General features: G+C 42.0%; 16 protein-coding genes. 14 read left to right on the forward strand and 2 right to left on the reverse strand.

The genetic code is table 11. From position 1 onward, the window contains the following. Positions 1 to 131: 131 nt before the first annotated feature. On the reverse strand, positions 132 to 653 hold the full coding sequence (locus LZD48_RS03620) for a shikimate kinase (protein ID WP_235761371.1): 522 nt from the start codon (positions 651 to 653) through the stop codon (positions 132 to 134). Between the two features lie 23 nt (positions 654 to 676). Continuing rightward, complete coding sequence (locus LZD48_RS03625) at positions 677 to 1069, reverse strand: ribonuclease HI family protein (RefSeq protein WP_235761372.1); 393 nt, start codon at positions 1067 to 1069, stop codon at positions 677 to 679. 214 nt (positions 1070 to 1283) lie between these two features. Here LZD48_RS03625 and LZD48_RS03630 point away from each other — a divergent pair, with 214 nt between their 5' ends. From LZD48_RS03630 to LZD48_RS03695, 14 genes are all read left to right on the forward strand, one after another. Further along, entirely contained in the window at positions 1284 to 2294 is a 1011-nt protein-coding gene (locus LZD48_RS03630) for an ABC transporter ATP-binding protein (protein ID WP_235761373.1), read from the forward strand. Continuing rightward, positions 2275 to 3252, forward strand: coding sequence for an ABC transporter ATP-binding protein (locus LZD48_RS03635; protein ID WP_235761374.1), 978 nt, complete (start codon positions 2275 to 2277; stop codon positions 3250 to 3252). The genes LZD48_RS03630 and LZD48_RS03635 overlap by 20 nt, the downstream gene beginning before the upstream one ends. Before the next feature lie 30 nt (positions 3253 to 3282). Further along, positions 3283 to 4965, forward strand: a complete 1683-nt coding sequence (locus LZD48_RS03640) for an ABC transporter substrate-binding protein (RefSeq protein ID WP_235761375.1) — start codon at positions 3283 to 3285, stop codon at positions 4963 to 4965. A 103-nt stretch (positions 4966 to 5068) separates the two neighbouring features. Next, positions 5069 to 6070 carry an ABC transporter permease gene (locus LZD48_RS03645; RefSeq protein WP_235761376.1) on the forward strand — a complete coding sequence of 334 codons (1002 nt, stop codon included), beginning with the start codon at positions 5069 to 5071 and terminating at the stop codon, positions 6068 to 6070. A 60-nt stretch (positions 6071 to 6130) separates the two neighbouring features. Next, on the forward strand, positions 6131 to 7009 hold the full coding sequence (nikC, locus tag LZD48_RS03650; RefSeq protein WP_235761435.1) for a nickel transporter permease: 879 nt from the start codon (positions 6131 to 6133) through the stop codon (positions 7007 to 7009). A gap of 639 nt (positions 7010 to 7648) precedes the next feature. After that, a complete protein-coding gene (gene rpoN / locus LZD48_RS03655; RefSeq protein WP_235761377.1) occupies positions 7649 to 8926 on the forward strand; it encodes an RNA polymerase factor sigma-54 in 1278 nt (425 codons plus the stop codon). 7 nt (positions 8927 to 8933) lie between these two features. After that, positions 8934 to 9182: a glutaredoxin family protein gene (locus LZD48_RS03660; RefSeq protein ID WP_235761378.1), complete on the forward strand. Its 249-nt coding sequence runs from the start codon at positions 8934 to 8936 to the stop codon at positions 9180 to 9182. A 130-nt stretch (positions 9183 to 9312) separates the two neighbouring features. Beyond that, on the forward strand, positions 9313 to 10332 hold the full coding sequence (locus tag LZD48_RS03665; RefSeq protein WP_235761379.1) for a sugar-binding transcriptional regulator: 1020 nt from the start codon (positions 9313 to 9315) through the stop codon (positions 10330 to 10332). Between the two features lie 61 nt (positions 10333 to 10393). Beyond that, positions 10394 to 11404 (forward strand): type I glyceraldehyde-3-phosphate dehydrogenase, encoded by a 1011-nt coding sequence (gap, locus tag LZD48_RS03670; RefSeq protein ID WP_235761380.1) that lies wholly within the window; start codon positions 10394 to 10396, stop codon positions 11402 to 11404. A gap of 249 nt (positions 11405 to 11653) precedes the next feature. Further along, the gene (locus LZD48_RS03675; protein WP_235761381.1) at positions 11654 to 12835 is read left to right on the forward strand and encodes a phosphoglycerate kinase; all 1182 of its coding nucleotides are present in this window, start codon (positions 11654 to 11656) and stop codon (positions 12833 to 12835) included. A gap of 17 nt (positions 12836 to 12852) precedes the next feature. Next, on the forward strand, positions 12853 to 13614 hold the full coding sequence (gene tpiA, locus LZD48_RS03680; protein ID WP_235761382.1) for a triose-phosphate isomerase: 762 nt from the start codon (positions 12853 to 12855) through the stop codon (positions 13612 to 13614). Continuing rightward, positions 13607 to 15145, forward strand: coding sequence for a 2,3-bisphosphoglycerate-independent phosphoglycerate mutase (gene gpmI, locus LZD48_RS03685; RefSeq protein WP_235761383.1), 1539 nt, complete (start codon positions 13607 to 13609; stop codon positions 15143 to 15145). Before tpiA ends, gpmI begins: the two co-directional genes overlap by 8 nt. Before the next feature lie 36 nt (positions 15146 to 15181). Then, complete coding sequence (gene eno, locus LZD48_RS03690) at positions 15182 to 16468, forward strand: phosphopyruvate hydratase (protein ID WP_235761384.1); 1287 nt, start codon at positions 15182 to 15184, stop codon at positions 16466 to 16468. A gap of 105 nt (positions 16469 to 16573) precedes the next feature. Further along, positions 16574 to 17149: a nitroreductase family protein gene (locus LZD48_RS03695; RefSeq protein ID WP_235761385.1), complete on the forward strand. Its 576-nt coding sequence runs from the start codon at positions 16574 to 16576 to the stop codon at positions 17147 to 17149. Positions 17150 to 17174 lie beyond the last annotated feature (25 nt).

The following is a 17174-nucleotide window of genomic DNA, read 5'->3' on the forward strand; positions in this document are numbered from 1 at the left end:
TAGGCTTTGAAATACCTTGAAATGTGCTTTGCTGGTTTCCGGTACCAGGTTTGTCGGGGGTTCGAATCCTCCTGGGCGCGCTGATGAGACGAAGGACAAGGGAGTGAATGAAATTCATTCCCTTGTCTTTTTTATTGTAATCCGCCTATTAATTTCAGCTCATCGTAAATAGCGTCTACTGCACTATTGACACCGAGGTTATCAATTGGCAAGCGAATATGATGTTTCTGATAGATGGCCTGGCGTTCATCAAAGAGCTTTTTAATTTCTTCCAAGCTTTTACCTTGAAGGACTGGTCGGGTCGGAAGTAAAAGACTAATTCGCTCTTTCCAATAATCCCATGACATCTCTAGAAAAATAACGACAGCATGCTCCATACAAGCGTTACGAATTTCCTCTTGCATGAATGCTCCACCACCAATAGAAATGACTTTACCTTCCAACTGACAGGCATCTAGAATCATTTCTTTTTCCGTCTTCCTGAATTCTTTTTCCCCGTGTATTTTAAAAATATCTACAGCTTCCATCCCATACTTCGATTCAATTTCCGCATCGATATCCAAAAATGGATATTGCATCTTGCGGGCAAGCTCTTTACCAAGCGTTGTTTTCCCGACTCCCATAAAACCGATTAAAATAATACTTTTGTTCAATTTCTATTCACCCTATATTCTCATTATTTTAATTTATGAATACTTTCCCTTGCTAGTCGATCTGCCCGTTGATTTTGTTTTTCAGGAATCCATTTAATGAAAAATAACGGGAATTGCTTACTTAATTCCTGTATCTTTTCCAGCAGGGGAAGAAAGTTCTTATTTTTTGTATGATTCTTTTCCACGGTATCAACGACAACTTTGGAATCGGTTCGAAATGAAAGTATTTCTTCTGGATGGTGCGACATACATAATTCCATTGCCTTAATTACCGCGTGAAATTCTGCTTCATGGTTTGAATATATACCGATTGAATAAGAATATTCTTCATAATCCTTTCCGTTCTTTATCACAATCCCGATTCCACTCTCACCGGGATTACCTTTTGAAGCAGCGTCCGTATAGACTTCAATCAATCTTATTCACGCTCCTTTGTTAAGAGTATAAGCTATTTTTTCTAAACTGTAAAAATAATCTTCTTAATAGAAACAACAAATGCAGATGAATTGTCTACATTTCCCTGTATATAGAAATTTATCAGTAAAAACAAAATTTAATCTTGATATATTCAACAATTTTCTGTATATTAATGAGGAGAGTAACCCTATAAAAATGTGAAGGAGGGAGAAAATGGAAGAAGCAATCTTAGAACTGACAGAATTAAGCACCCATTTCTTCACGGACAGTGGAGAGATACCTGCAGTGGATAAGGTAAGTTTTACCGTACATAAAGGTGAAGTAGTAGGTGTCGTAGGGGAGTCAGGCAGTGGGAAGAGTGTTACCTCCTTGTCCATTTTACAACTTATCCCTCAACCTCCCGGTAAAATTGTAAGCGGTTCCATTAGGTATAAGAGTGAAAATCTGGCAGCGGCGAATGAAAAACGGATGAAAAAAATTCGCGGAAACGAAATCTCCATGATCTTTCAAGAGCCGATGACTTCGCTTAACCCTGTATTTACAATTGGCAACCAGATGCGAGAGGCAATCCGGCTGCACCAAAAAGTAAGTAAGCGGACAGCTACTGAAAAAGCAGTACAAATGCTGAAGATTGTTGGTATTCCCCGGGCGGAAAATATTGTCAATGAATATCCTCATCAATTGTCTGGAGGGATGCGGCAGCGGGTAATGATCGCAATGGCCATGTCAAGTGACCCCAGTTTACTTATTGCCGATGAGCCAACGACTGCTCTCGACGTAACGATTCAAGCGCAGATTCTTGATCTCATGAAGAAAATCAATGAAGAAAAAGAGACGAGCATTTTACTTATCACGCACGACTTAGGAGTAGTGGCGGATATTTGTGACCGTGTCGTCGTTATGTATTCTGGGCAAGTTGTGGAGCAGGGGACGACGAGAGAAATTTTGAAAGTTCCGAAACACCCATACACCCAGGGACTCATTCGTTCCTTGCCAAAACTTCATGGAAGGGAAGAGAAGCTTTATTCCATCCCGGGGACCGTAGCAAGACCGAGGAAGGACCATGTTGGCTGTCGTTTTGCTCCCCGTTGTGAATTTGCTTTTGAGCGCTGTTTTAAAGAGAACCCGAAGCTTTACAACATTGGAGAGGGTCGTGAAAGTCGCTGCTTCTTACATTCTGAACAGGAAGGAGAGCGATTGAAAGATGTCACAACCAATACTTGAAGTGAATGGACTAAAGAAGTATTTTCCAATTCAAGGTGGTATTTTTGGAAAAACCATTGGAGAAGTGAAAGCAGTTGATGATGTTACCTTTCATGTGAGGGAAGGAGAGATTTTAGGAATTGTCGGTGAGTCAGGTTGCGGGAAATCAACGACAGGGAAATCGATTTTGCGTCTGATTGAGCCGACAGAGGGTGAAGTGAAATTCGAAGGAAAAGATATAACGAATCTCCGTTCAGAAGAAATGCGGAAATTAAGAAGAGATATGCAAATTATATTCCAAGACCCTTATGCATCTTTAAATCCACGACATACAGTGGAGAAGATTATCAGTGAGCCGCTGCTTGTCCATGGAATGAAGTCCAAAGAAAACCGGAACAAACGTGTAAAAGAGCTGCTGGAAGTGGTTGGTTTAAGCAGCTACCATGCTTCCAGATACCCCCATCAATTCAGTGGGGGACAACGGCAGCGCATTGGAATTGCTCGAGCACTTGCAAATAATCCGAAACTAATTATTTGCGATGAGCCAGTGTCCGCTCTTGACGTGTCCGTGCAATCACAAATATTGAATTTAATGGAAGAGCTTCGTGATGCGTTTCAACTGACGTATATTTTTATTGCGCATGATTTGAGCGTTGTAAAACATATTAGTGACCGGGTCGGTGTGATGTATTTAGGGAGAATGGTAGAGCTTGCGGAAAAAGATGCACTTTATGCGGAACCGAAACATCCATACACGCAGGCATTATTATCTGCAGTGCCAGAACCGGATCCGGATATTAAAAAAGAACGGGTCATTTTGGAAGGGGATGTACCAAGTCCAGCGAATCCGCCAACCGGGTGCGCATTCCATACGAGGTGTCCATTTGCGATGGATATTTGTTCGCAAGTAAGGCCGGAATTCGGACCGGTTGATGATCAGCATTTTGTTGCCTGCCATTTATATAATGACGAGCAATGAAATATATATTTATTAAAAGGGGGATAAAAAATGAAGTTACGAATGTCTTTGCTTGCCGCATTACTTATATTTTTGTTGGCACTTGCGGCGTGTAGCGGTGATGGTGGCGCGAATACGAATGACGCGCCGGATACAGACGCGGAAGAAACGGAAGCGGGTGAGGAAGATGCTGAAGCAGAAGAGGCGGCCACATCTGGTGATCAGGTACTCGTTTTTGCTAGAGGAGGAGATTCGGAAAGTCTTGACCCGGGAAGTACAACGGACGGGGAATCTTCAAGAGTCACGAAGCAAGTGTTGGAAGGCCTATTAACCTTTGAAGAGGATTCCTTTGACTTACTTCCAGGTCTCGCTCATGATTGGGAAGTTTCTGATGATGGTCTTTCTTATACTTTTTATTTGGAAGAAGGAGTAACATTCCACGATGGAACAGACTTTAATGCGGAAGCTGTAAAAGTCAATTTTGAAAGGTGGGCAGATCCGGAACACGAATATGCATTTTCCGACGACGGCTATGTTTATTCTATGTACGGAACGATGTTCGGTGGTTTTAAAGGGGAAGACGGGCATGTCATCGAGGAAATTAACGTTGTAAACGACCATGAGATTGAATTTATTCTAAATCAGCCGCTTGGATTCTTTTTACAAAACCTCGGAATGAGTTATTTCGGACTTACTTCTCCAGCAGCTTTGGAGGAATATGGTCCAGAGATTAATGAAAATCCGGTAGGGACAGGGCCGTTTAAATTTGTCAGTTGGACAAAGGATGATGCAATTGTTCTAGAGAAATTTGAAGATTACCGGGTTGATGGCTTGCCGAAACTTGACCGAGTTATCTTTGAAGTAATACCTGATAATGCCGCTCGCCTCATTGCGCTTCGTTCTGGTGAGATTGATATTATGGATGGCTTGAATCCAGATGATGCTGCAGGTGTAGAAGCAGAAGACGGTTTAGAATTATTGACTAGGTCTGAAAACAATATTGGGTACCTTGGTTTCAATACACAGAGTGAACCGCTTGACGACGTAGAAGTGCGTCATGCGATTAATTATGCCATTGATAAACAAGCCATTGCTGATGCTTTGTATGCTGGGTATGCAACAACAGCGAAGAATCCGTTACCACCAGGATATCTTGGCTATAACGATGATGTTGAAGCTTATGAATATAATCCAGACAGAGCGAAAGAATTGCTTGCTGAAGCTGGATTTGAAGATGGGATGGAAATTGAATTATGGACCATGCCAGTAGCTCGTCCATATATGCCTGACCCGGAAACAGTTGCTCAAATTATTCAGAGCAATCTGGCCGATGTTGGGGTAACAGCCAACATCGTACGTGAAGAGTGGGCACCATATCTAGAGAAGACAGCTCAAGGAGAGCATCAATTATATATGCTCGGCTGGTCTGGAACAAATGGCGACCCGGATTATTTCTTGAGCAGCTTGCTTCATGGCTCTAACGTTGGAAGCAGTAACCGGGAATTTTATCAAAATGATGAGGTCGATGAATTGCTGGATGCTGCAAAACGGGCAATCGATCAAGATGAACGAGCTGACCTATACGCACAGGCGCAAGAGCTCATCTCTCAAGATTCACCAATGGTTACACTTGTACACTCGACACCAGTCATGGCAACTACAAGTAAAGTGCAAAACTATGTCCCACATCCATCTACAAGTGAATCTCTTGCAGAAGTAGAGCTGAGTGAGTAATTCACAAAGAGATGAAAGTGGAAAAATGAAGGGATAGTAGTCTGTTGCTGCTATCCCTATCTTTATCTACACATAAGAAGTTTTACAGAATGAGGGTGGAAAAATGGTAACCTATATAATTCGCCGCATGCTGATGCTTATTCCTGTATTAATTGGAATGACGCTCATTACCTTTTCAATCGTTCATCTCATTCCAGGTAACCCTGCACAGGTTATCTTAGGTGAAACAGCAACGGCAGATGCAATTGCAAATTTAGAAGAGACGATGGGGTTGAATGAACCATATTTTGTCCAATATTGGCATTATATATTAGATATTTTACAAGGTGATTTGGGCACATCACTTCGTTCCAAGGCGGAAATCTCAACCGAAATTATTCCGTACATAGCAGCGACCTTCGAACTTACGCTGTTTGCGATGGTCTTTGCAATTATAGTCGGGGTTAATGCTGGAATTATTAGCGCTTGGAAACAGAATTCATGGTTTGATTTAGCGGCTATGCTCATTGCATTAATCGGAGTATCTATGCCTGTGTTTTGGTTAGCTCTTATGGAACAGTGGGTATTTGCTCAAGAGCTTGGCTGGCTGCCTGCTTACGGAAGACAAGATAGCCGAGATCCGATTGCAGCAATTACTCATCTCTATGTATTGGATTCGTTAATTCACCTTGACTTTGCCAGAACAGGTACGATATTGAAACATTTAATTTTGCCAAGTATCGCACTTGGAACGATTCCGATGGCAATCATTGCGCGGATGACCAGGTCAAGCATGCTCGAAGTAATGAAATCGGATTATATTCGTACGGTTCGCGCGAAAGGGTCTGGACAATTTCTAGTAATCTATAAGCATGCTTTGAAAAACGCGATGATTCCCGTCATTACAGTAATTGGGCTGCAAACTGGTGTGCTCTTAGGTGGTGCAATTTTAACGGAAACAATCTTCAGTTGGCCGGGTATCGGCAGATATGTTTATGAAGCGATTAATTACCGGGATTACCCGGTAATCCAATCCGGGATATTAGTTATAGCATTCATTTTCGTTATAATTAATTTATTTGTTGATATTTTATACAAAAAACTTGACCCAAGGATTAAGTATTAGGGGGTGGTGTGAATGAAGCTAGATGAAAAAAACACAGAACAACTTGTACCGAATCCTGCAATGGATGGCCAGTCAATCGGTTATGATGAGATGGAAGCTGCCTCACCATGGAAAGATTCATTTCGTCAATTGCGGAAAAATAGATTAGCGGTTATCGGGCTTTCGGTCATTATATTTTTTATTTTGGTTGCGATATTTGCGCCCTTGTTCACATCATACACCTATAATGAACAAAATCTTGCAAACCGGTTACATCCGCCCTCTGGGGAATATTGGTTTGGTACCGATCATTTAGGGAGAGATATTTTCACAAGGCTTGTTTACGGGGCAAGGGTATCTTTGATGGTAGGCTTTATCGCTGTTACAGGTGCACTAGTGTTCGGGACATTTCTAGGTATTGTCGCTGGTTATTTCGGCCGCTGGGTTGATATGATCATTTCCCGAATTTTTGATATTTTACTAGCTTTCCCAAGCATCCTATTAGCAATCGCAATTGTTGCGATTCTAGGACCATCTTTGCAGAATGCTTTACTGGCAATTGCGATTATTAATGTACCGATCTTCGGCAGGCTTGTCAGATCCCGCGTAATCAGTCTCCGGGAAGAAGAGTATATTATGGCGGCGAAAGCTCAGGGGATGAAGCATGGCAGGATTCTATTTCAACATATCTTGCCGAATAGCGTAGCTCCAATTATCGTCCAGTCGACACTTGGTTTTGGTACGGCGATATTAGAAGCGGCAGCATTAGGTTTCCTTGGATTAGGCGCACAGCCGCCGACACCTGAGTGGGGGCAGATGCTTGCAGATTCCAGAGACTTCATCCAACTCGCACCATGGACTGTCATCGTCCCAGGAATCGCCATCGTCCTCGTCGTCCTGGGCTTCAACCTAATCGGCGACGGCCTCCGAGACGCTCTAGATCCAAAAATGAAAAATTAAGCAGTCTTCATTAATTCCTAATCTAAACCAACACTATCATTCAGCGTAAGTATTCGAAACTCACTTCTGGGGGTCCGCAGTCCAGACACCTCTCGCACCTGCTGAGCGGCTGGCAAGTCTCCTCGCGCTAACGCGCTGCGGGGTCTCGCCAGGCTTACCTCCGAACAGGAAGTTCTAATGCCGGCGTTGGTCACAGGACGTGACCGTTCTTAGCCGGCCTCCTGCAGGAGTCTCGAGGTGTCTGGACTGCTACCAGGAAAGGTCAAATTTAGATCACTGTTTATTATTCCGTAAATGCAATCTTTACACTGATGTAGTGATGGAATAATATCAATTTATCATAATCATCTTCACCAGTTCAGTTGCCCGAGGGACGGTGACTCCTACGGTAAAAGCACGTGTCCAGGCCTGAGCAGGAAGCGGTTCTCTTCCGAGGAGTCTGAGGCCGTGCCTAAGGATGCGCATCCGTCCCCCGGGCAACTGAACGGCGATTAGAGAGCAAACCATAAGAACGCGCAAAATACTTACGCTGTATGAATGTGTGAGATAAATGAAGGAGGGGTTATCAATCTTTGTGCAAAATGATTTATCATTATATAGTGGAATCAGGGATATTTTATGGAGAAGGGGTTGTCTGTTTTGAAGCAACACTTGGTCCAGCAGCAAACAATCCAGCATAAACTGAACCAGTCACTCATCCAGTCTATCCAAATGCTTCAGTTTACTTCAACTGAATTATATGAATATATTAATGAAATAGCAAAAGATAATCCGTTAATTGAAGAAGTTATCTATGACGCAGATGGACGCCAGCCGACTTATCAAGCATCTGATACGTTTTCCCTCGAAGCGATGAATTCGAGTGAGAAAACGCTATATGACCAGTTAAAGGAGCAATTACTGAATATCGATATCCCGAAAGAGTTTATTCCAATTGTTGAATTTGGGATCGATTCCCTGAATGAAAATGGCTATTTGGAAATAACGCTTGAAGATTGGGCCAGTGCTTGCAATACGACAACTTCAATAACGGAAGAGGCTTTACATATTATTCAGCAACTCGAACCACGAGGTATTGGTGCCAGACATCTCGGTGAATGTATTTATCTTCAGCTTTATGAGATGGATGGTTATCGTTCTTTTATGGAAGATTTGCTCATCCACCATTTAGACTGGATTGCCGATTTTAACTTTTCTGTGATAGAGGAAACGTATGGAATTACAAGGGAAGAATACAATGAATTAGTCAAGCTTATTCAAACTTGCGATCCTAAGCCTGGCAAACTGCTGGATACGACGCAGGTGGAATATATTGTTCCTGAAGCGAAGATATGGAAGGTTCAAGCGAAGTGGAAAATTACTTTCCATCATTGGACAGTTCCGAAGTTGGTGATCGATTCAACTTATAAGCAAATGGCGGACAAAGAAGTGGAAAAGTTTTTAAAGTCCAAACGAGAGCAGCTGCAATGGCTTGAAGGGGCGCTGAAGTATCGAACGGCTACGATCGAACTTGTCATACGTGAGATTGTAAAGAAGCAGATCGACTTTTTTGATTACGGTATCCTTCACTTGGGGTCGATGACATTAAATGATGTTGCTGACGAGCTTGAATTGCATCCTTCAACAATCAGCCGAGCGATTAACAACAAGTATGTCGAAACACCACACGGAATTTATCCGTTAAAGTTCCTTTTTCAATCTGGAATTGAACAGGAAGATGGGAAAAAAGCGACAATTGTTCTGAAACATTTGATCCATCAAATAATTGATGGGGAAGACAGAACCCGGCCGTTATCAGATGAGAAGATAAGGAATAAATTACAGGAAAAATATTCGGTCCAGCTTGCGAGAAGAACAGTGATGAAATATAGACAGGAATTAAATATCCCCGCTTCATTTAAACGAAGAAAGGAGTAATGAACAGGTGCATATTATATTTTACACAAAGGAAAACTGCTCATTATGTGATGAAGCAGAAGCATTACTATCTACTTTTGAAATCGACTATCCTCATACATTGGAAAAACGGGATATCCACGCAAAGGATGAATGGCTTGCGGAATACCAGCTTCAAATTCCAGTACTAGAAATTAACGGTGAACAAATGAATTGTGAAGAAATCAGCTACAATATAATGGAAGCTTTCCTTAAAAAACATTCGGAGAGAGATTAGGTTAAACTAATTTCTCTCTTTTTATGTTCCTTTTAGTTGTAAAAATAAATCACTATGATATAATCGTAAATGAAGAGGGACATAAATTGACTAGTATGGACATAAGTTGTCCAGTAGAAGGAGTAGCGGTATGAAAGCAATCGTTAATCTTCAGAAACAACTTGTACCAGATTTGCTTCACGTATTAGAAGAACGTTTCGCGATTCTGCAAAGTGTCAGTCTCTTCCATCCAATTGGAAGGCGGGCACTCAGTGAAAATGTGGGATTAACAGAACGTCAAGTCCGCAGTGAAGTTGACTTTCTCCAAGAACAAGGATTGCTTGAGATTACGAGTAAAGGGATGTATGTCACGAAGGAAGGCAAGCGTCTGCTAGAGGAACTGACAGAATTTATGAGTGAATTAAAAGGAATCCATGTTTTAAGAGAACGTTTAAAGGAAAAACTATCTCTAGACAAGGTAATCATTGTCCCGGGGAACAGTGATGAACAAGAATGGGTAAAACAGGAAATGGGTAAGGCGTGTATTTCCTATTTGAAATCCATTATTACTGCGAATAATACGATTGCTGTTACAGGTGGCAGTACGATTGCTGCAGTTGCTGATGTCATGACCCCTCTTAATAAAGAGGAAGATTATCTTTTTGTGCCTGCGCGAGGTGCGCTTGGCGAAAAAGTTGAGAATCAGGCGACGAGAATTGCTGAAGAGATGGCTAAGAAATCCCGCGGTAATTATAGCTTACTCTATGTCCCGGACCCACTAAGTGAAGCAGCGTATCTGAGTTTAATGGAAGAGCCGTCTATTCAGGCGATTGTGGATAAAATTCAACAAGCAGATATTGTCCTGCATGGTGTCGGAGATGCCCTTAAAATGGCGAATCGCCGTAAGACACCTCAAAGAGTTCTCGATAAACTAAAAGAGAATGAAGCAATTAGTGAAGCTTTTGGATATTATTTTGACCAAAAGGGTAATACTGTTTACAGGGTCCGTACTGTTGGACTTCATTTGCATGACTTAAAAGAAATTGGTCATGTCGTGACGATTGCAGGCGGAAAATCAAAGGCCAAAGCGATTGCGTCTTATTTTGAAGCAGGGAAAAGTGATCTTTTAATCACGGATGAAGCCTGCGCAGAAGCGATTTTAAAAGGCTAAATACCTTTTAAATATAAATTTATCAACAAAACATCTTTTATAAATTTAGGGAGGCAATAACATGACAGTAAAAGTTGGTATTAACGGATTTGGTAGAATCGGTCGTATTGCATTGCGTCATGCATTAGAACATGGTGAAAATATGGAAGTAGTAGCAGTTAATGACTTGACAGATGCAGATATGCTTGCACATCTTTTGAAATATGACTCTGTACACGGAGTATTGAAAGAAGATGTGAAAGCAGAAGGTTCAAGCCTCTTCATCGGTACGAAAGAAATTAAAGTACTATCTGAAAGAGACCCAGCGGATCTTCCTTGGGGCGAGCTTGGTGTAGATGTAGTAATCGAATCTACAGGCCGGTTCACTCAACGTGATCAAGCACAGAAACATATTGATGCTGGCGCGAAGAAGGTAATCATTTCTGCACCTGCATCAGATGAAGACTTAACAATTGTAATGGGTGTAAACGATGATCAATATGATCCAGCAAACCACCACGTTATCTCAAATGCTTCATGTACAACAAACTGTCTTGCACCATTTGCGAAAGTATTAAATGATACATTTGGTTTGAAACGTGGAATGATGACGACAATCCACGCTTACACGAACGACCAGCATACGCTTGACTCGCCGCACAAAGACTATCGTCGTGCACGTGCAGCAGCTGAGAATATTATCCCAACAACAACTGGTGCTGCTAAAGCAGTAGGTAAAGTATTACCTGAACTTAACGGTAAGTTGAACGGAATGGCAGTACGTGTTCCAACTCCAGATGGTTCATTAACAGACTTAGTTGCTGAATTGGATAAAAATGTAACGGCAGAAGAAGTAAACAATGCGTTCAAAGCAGCTGCGGAAGGTCCAATGAAAGGTGTTCTTTATTACACGGAAGATCCAATCGTTTCTTCTGACATTGTCGGTAACGCACACTCTTCTATCGTTGATGGTCTATCCACAATGGTTATGGAAGACAACATGGTAAAAGTTGTTTCATGGTATGACAACGAATATGCATATGCAGCTCGTTGTATCGACCTTGTAGAACTTCTTAACAGCAAAGGATTATAATTACAATCGGCTAATTGTAAATGCACAAAAAGCGGAGGAGGAAAAGTCATCCTCCTTCGCTTTTTTTCCTTTTAAAAAACAGGCTGGAAATCCAACGTACATATTAAAAATATTTAATATCCAATTATTCAACGAATTTCAATGAATCACAAGCGTTTCATTTACGCCTGGTATATAATGATGGATGAAAAGCAAAATATAAAGCAATGTAACAAAAATTTTGCAAAAACCATTTGGGAGGTTGATGATTTGAAGAAGAAGACAATGAAAGACTTCGATGTAAAAGGGAAGAGCGTACTATGCCGCGTTGACTTGAACGTTCCGATGCAGGACGGGAAGGTGACGGATGATACGAGAATCAAAGCAGTAATCCCGACAATTGAATATTTGACGGAGCAAGGTGCCAAAGTAATTTTGGTAAGTCATTTAGGCCGACCAAAAGGGGAAGTAGTAGAAGAATTAAGATTAGATCCTGTTGCAGAACATTTAAGCAACCTGCTTGGTAAAGAAGTATTAAAAGCAGATAAAGTATTTGGAAAAGAAGTGGAAAATGCCGTTTCCGAAATGCAAGAAGGGGGTATTCTTCTTCTTGAGAATGTTCGTTTTGAAGCAGGTGAAGAGAAAAACGATCCAGCACTAGCCGAAGAATTCACGAAGTTCGCGGATCTCTTTGTGAATGATGCTTTCGGAACCTCTCACAGAGCACATGCTTCAACAGTAGGTGTTGCAGAGAAGCTGCCAGCAGCTGCGGGATTCTTAATGGAAAAAGAAATTGAAATACTTGGTAATGCACTGGAAAACCCGAAACGTCCGTTCACAGCAATTATTGGTGGAGCAAAAGTTAAGGATAAGATTAATGTAATCGATAATCTGCTCGACAAAGTAGACAACCTGATTATCGGTGGCGGACTGGCTTATACATTCGTTAAAGCTCAAGGTCATGAGGTTGGAAAATCGCTTCTTGAAGAAGATAAAATTGACCTGGCCAATGAATTTATAGCAAAAGCCAAAGAGAAGAATGTCAACTTTCTTATGCCGGTTGATATTGTAGTCGCTGATGACTTCTCAGATACAGCAGATACAAAAATTGTACCTGTAAATGAAATTCCAGCGGATTGGGAAGGGCTTGATATTGGATCGGAAACCCGGGAAATCTACCGCAAAACGATTCAAGAGTCTGCGTTGGTTTTATGGAATGGACCGATGGGTGTCTTTGAAATGAATTCTTTTGCTGGCGGGACGAGGGAAGTTGCCAAGGCCCTTGCTGAAACAGAAGGATTCTCGATTATCGGTGGTGGAGACTCGGCTGCAGCAGTTGAGCAATTTGGTTTCGCTGGACAGATGGATCATGTGTCAACTGGTGGAGGAGCATCTCTTGAATTTATGGAAGGGAAAGTTCTGCCAGGTATCGCAGCATTAGATGAAAAATAAGTAGGGAGTGTGAAACTATGCGTAAAAATGTAATTGCAGGAAATTGGAAAATGAACAAAACAGCTAGTGAAACAAAGGAATTTGTCGAGGCAATCCGGGAAAAGGTTCCGGCAAATGACAAGGCTGAAGCTATCATTTGTGCGCCGTTTCCTTATTTGCCAGCATTAGTAGAAGCAACGAATGGTACAGAAATTAAAGTATCTGCCCAAAATATGCATTTTGAAGATAGCGGTGCGTTCACTGGAGAAGTAAGCCCGGTCATGCTGAAAGATATCGGTGTAACCCATGTTGTCTTGGGACACTCCGAACGCAGAGAACTATTTGCAGAAACGGATGAAACAGTTAATAAGAAAACGAAAGCGGCTCATGCGCACGGATTAACACCAATCGTTTGTGTTGGGGAGAGCCTTGAGCAAAGAGAAGCGAATGAAACGGTAGAACTTGTTCAGAGCCAAGTTACAGCAGCATTGAAAGATTTATCAGCTGAACAAATAGCGGAGACGATCATTGCTTATGAGCCTATTTGGGCAATCGGTACAGGCAAGACTGCATCAAGTGAAGATGCGAATGAAGTATGCCGTGAAATTCGTAATGTCATTAAAGAACTTACATCAGAAGAAACAGCGGATAACGTAATTATCCAGTACGGCGGCAGTGTGAAGCCGGCAACGATTGATGAATTATTAAGCCAGTCCGATGTAGACGGTGCGTTAGTTGGCGGTGCGAGCCTAGAAGCGGATTCTTTCTTATCCCTTGTGGAGGCAGGTATGAATGAATAAAGATAAATTAGCAGCTCTAATCATTCTGGATGGCTTTGCTATACGGGATGAAGTAAAAGGAAATGCGGTAAAACTAGCAAAAACTCCAAACTTTGATCGATATTGGAATGAATATCCCCACAATCAATTGACTGCAAGCGGAGAAGCAGTCGGACTGCCAGAAGGCCAAATGGGGAACTCGGAAGTCGGACACTTGAATATCGGTGCTGGGCGTATTGTTTATCAAAGCCTGACCCGGGTGAATCTGGCAATTCGCGAAGGCGACTTCTTCCAGATTGAAGCTTTCCTTCAGACGATTCATAAAGCGAAGACCGATCAAAAAGCACTCCATCTATTCGGATTGTTGTCAGCTGGAGGCGTTCATAGTCATATTAGCCATTTATTCGCCCTTTTGGAACTTGCCAAAGCGAATGATTTGGAAAATGTCTATGTACATGCTTTCTTGGATGGACGAGATGTAGGTCCGAAAACAGCTGCTGAATATATTCGTCAAACGGAAGAGAAAATGCAGGAGTTGGGTGTCGGGAAGTTTGCAACAGTTTCCGGCCGTTATTATTCGATGGACCGGGATCATCGCTGGGACCGCGTGAAGAAAACGTACGACGCAATGGTACACGGGAAAGGCCCGACTTATCAGCATCCGCTCGATGTCGTCTGTGAGTCCTATGAGCATGGAGTATTTGACGAATTCGTCGAGCCATCCGTCATCATGGATGAAAATGAAGACCCAGTTGGTTTAATTGAAGATAATGATTCAATCATTTTCTTCAACTTCCGTCCAGACCGGGCGATTCAAATCACGAAAACATTTACGGACGCAGATTTCCGTGACTTTGAACGTGGTGAAAATGTTCCTCAGGATATTGATTTCGTCACATTTACGAATTATAGTAATGATATAAATAGTGCAGTTGCATTTGGTCCAACTGATTTGAAGAATACGGTCGGAGAAGTCCTATCCGATAATGGATTGAACCAACTCCGAATTGCCGAAACAGAAAAATATCCGCACGTCACGTACTTTATGAGTGGGGGACGTCACGAAGAATTCCCTGGTGAAAAACGAATATTGATTGATTCACCAAAAGTAGCTACCTACGATTTGCAACCAGAAATGAGTGCCTATGAAGTAACGGACGCGTTACTGCAGGAACTTGAAGAAGGTAACCAGCAAGCAATTATCTTGAACTTCGCCAACCCGGATATGGTCGGGCATTCCGGAATGCTAGAGCCGACCATTCAAGCAATTGAAGCAGTGGACGAATGTTTAGGTAAGATTGTTGATAAAATTCTCGAGCTTGGTGGTAAAGCGATTATTACAGCTGACCATGGTAACTCCGATGAGGTCATGACGCTTGATGGAGACCCAATGACAGCACATACGACAAATCCGGTTCCGGTCATCGTGACCGAGCAGGATGCGGAATTACGAGATGGTGGAATTTTAGCTGATTTAGCACCAACCTTGCTTGATTTATTGGATGTGTCTAAACCAGAAGAAATGACCGGTAATTCCTTATTGAAAAAGTAATTATAAAAAACACTAGATAAAAGGAGAGAATTACAGATGCCATACATTACAGATGTTTATGCAAGAGAAGTACTAGACTCCCGTGGTAATCCGACGGTTGAGGTTGAAATTACGACAGAATCAGGTGGATTCGGTTCCGCACTTGTTCCAAGCGGGGCATCAACTGGTGAATATGAAGCAGTAGAATTACGTGACGGTGACAAGAGCCGTTATTTAGGTAAAGGTGTCGAGAAAGCAGTAAATAACGTTAATGAAGTTATTGCTCCAGAACTGATCGGTCTTGACGTTACAAGACAAAACATTATTGATGCATTATTGATTGAATTGGATGGAACAGAAAACAAAGGAAAACTTGGTGCGAATGCAATCCTTGGCGTATCCATGGCAGCAGCTCATGCAGCATCCAGCTACCTTGATATCCCACTATACAATTACCTTGGCGGATTCAATGCTAATGTACTGCCAACACCAATGATGAACATTCTAAACGGTGGAGAGCATGCAGATAACAACGTAGACATTCAAGAATTTATGATTATGCCTGTTGCAGCTCCAACATTCAAAGAAGCATTACGTGTCGGTGCAGAAATTTTCCATTCCTTGAAGAAAGTTCTAGCTGACAAAGGCTTGAACACAGCAGTTGGAGATGAAGGTGGATTCGCTCCTAACCTTGGTTCGAACGAAGAAGCACTGCAGACAATCATCGAAGCGATTGAAGCTGCTGGTTACAAGCCAGGAGAAGAAGTACAGCTTGCAATGGACGTTGCAGCATCTGAAATGTTTGAAGAAGGAAAATACAACCTGAAAGGTGAAGGTGTCGTCCGTACGTCTGAAGAAATGGTTGAATGGTATGAGCAAATGGTTGACAAATACCCGATTGTTTCCATTGAAGACGGTTTTGACGAAGATGACTGGAATGGCTTTAAGCTATTAACGGACCGTATCGGTGACCGTGTCCAGCTTGTTGGTGACGACTTATTCGTTACAAATACATCCAAGCTTGCTGAAGGAATTGAGAAAGGCATTGCCAACTCAATTCTAATTAAAGTGAACCAAATCGGTACACTAACTGAAACATTTGAAGCAATTGAAATGGCAAAACGCGCTGGGTATACAGCAGTAATCTCCCACCGTTCTGGTGAAACAGAAGACGCAACAATTGCTGATATTGCAGTTGCAACAAACGCTGGTCAAATCAAGACAGGTGCACCATCCCGTACCGACCGTGTTGCGAAGTACAACCAGTTACTGCGTATCGAAGACGAACTTGCAGGTATTGCTGAATATGCAGGCAGAAACGCTTTCTATAACTTGAAAAAGTAAATAAGATATGTGAAAAATATCCTGGACTTGTTCTGAGTCTAGGATATTTTTGTCTTCTGCTATGTTTTAGCGCTATAATAAGTAATATCGGAAAGGGGAATCGGAATGAATCTCTTACGTACAATTAAAGAACGACGCTCTACCTTAAGCTTTAAGAGTGAAAAAATTGAACTCTCCACGTTGAAGGAAATTTTTACATATGGTTCCTACGCACCGACACATTACATGACGGAAGCATGGAGAATGAAATTATATCAAGGAGAGGGGAAAGAACATCTCATCCAAGCAATTATTGAAAGTTATCAGCGTTCAGGCATGCTTCCAACCGGCAATTCTGAGAAGACACTGCGTTCGAGGGCATCGATTGCTGATTTTCTGCTTACCATCCCGCATCACGCTTTAATTTATTACGAAATCCCGGGTGACCCAATTCGCAATGAAGAAGACTATTCATCGATTGCGGCGTTTATTCAAAACTCTCAACTTGCTGCCTGGGAGTATGGTATCGGTATGCTCTGGACGATTACACCTTATATGCATGATGAACAGTTTATAGAGAAAATAGGACTGGAACGTGATAAACATAAAGTAGTGGCCGTACTGCAAATTGGCTATCCGGATAAAACAACGAGGGATAAAGGAAGAACTTCTGTTGAGAAGTGGATGGAGGTGATTGAATAGGGGCATAAAACAGAAATGCTATAAT

Origin of the sequence: Oceanobacillus alkalisoli, assembly GCF_021556485.1 — a bacterium.
GTDB classification, from domain to species: domain Bacteria; phylum Bacillota; class Bacilli; order Bacillales; family Amphibacillaceae; genus Oceanobacillus; species Oceanobacillus alkalisoli.

Coding starts and splice junctions, on each gene's coding strand:
- gpmI (WP_235761383.1), top strand. CDS start 13,607: ATGAATAAAGATAAATTAGCAGCTCTAATCATTCTGGATGGCTTTGCT.
- LZD48_RS03630 (WP_235761373.1), top strand. CDS start 1,284: ATGGAAGAAGCAATCTTAGAACTGACAGAATTAAGCACCCATTTCTTC.
- gap (WP_235761380.1), top strand. CDS start 10,394: ATGACAGTAAAAGTTGGTATTAACGGATTTGGTAGAATCGGTCGTATT.
- LZD48_RS03695 (WP_235761385.1), top strand. CDS start 16,574: ATGAATCTCTTACGTACAATTAAAGAACGACGCTCTACCTTAAGCTTT.
- LZD48_RS03635 (WP_235761374.1), top strand. CDS start 2,275: ATGTCACAACCAATACTTGAAGTGAATGGACTAAAGAAGTATTTTCCA.
- nikC (WP_235761435.1), top strand. CDS start 6,131: ATGGATGGCCAGTCAATCGGTTATGATGAGATGGAAGCTGCCTCACCA.
- eno (WP_235761384.1), top strand. CDS start 15,182: ATGCCATACATTACAGATGTTTATGCAAGAGAAGTACTAGACTCCCGT.
- tpiA (WP_235761382.1), top strand. CDS start 12,853: ATGCGTAAAAATGTAATTGCAGGAAATTGGAAAATGAACAAAACAGCT.
- LZD48_RS03665 (WP_235761379.1), top strand. CDS start 9,313: ATGAAAGCAATCGTTAATCTTCAGAAACAACTTGTACCAGATTTGCTT.
- LZD48_RS03640 (WP_235761375.1), top strand. CDS start 3,283: ATGAAGTTACGAATGTCTTTGCTTGCCGCATTACTTATATTTTTGTTG.
- LZD48_RS03645 (WP_235761376.1), top strand. CDS start 5,069: ATGGTAACCTATATAATTCGCCGCATGCTGATGCTTATTCCTGTATTA.